The sequence below is a fragment of the Variovorax sp. KK3 genome (genome assembly GCF_001984055.1).
Taxonomy (GTDB): domain Bacteria; phylum Pseudomonadota; class Gammaproteobacteria; order Burkholderiales; family Burkholderiaceae_C; genus Variovorax.
In genome coordinates this window covers 1-399 of record NZ_LYVO01000208.1, presented here as the reverse complement: position 1 = coordinate 399, position 399 = coordinate 1, and the positions used below count along the sequence as shown (strand labels likewise).

The window sequence follows — 399 nt, the reverse complement described above, 5'->3', positions numbered from 1 at the left end:
CAGCGCAGGGGCCTTGCTGGACAACACCAAAGGCAATAGCGAATCGGGTTCTGACCTGTCGATCCAGGCGCAGCGATTGACCAACACCGGCAAGCTGCACGCCGACGGCAACAGCGCTCTCGGCATCGGCGGCGCACTGGCCAACAGCGGCCGCATCACGTCGGGCCGAAGCGTGGTCATCACTGCGGGCAGTTTGAACAATGACGCCGGCCGCATCATCGCTGTGGGCGAGCTGAGCGCCACCGTTGCGGGTGCACTCCGCAATCAGGCAGGCGCCGTTGCTGCGAATGGCAATACGACGCTCAACGCGGCCAACCTCCACAACGACGCCGGCGCCATTAGCGCTGTCAACGGCAAGCTCAGTGTCACCACGACCGGCACCACCTCCAACGTGGGCGG

1 protein-coding gene is annotated in these 399 nt (G+C 65.2%); it reads left to right on the top strand.

Annotation, left to right across the window (positions count from 1 at the left end):
- Window positions 1–13: 13 nt before the first annotated feature.
- Window positions 14–399: hypothetical protein (locus B0W80_RS34190; protein WP_143684937.1), on the top strand; the 386-nt coding region annotated here is incomplete at its 3' end.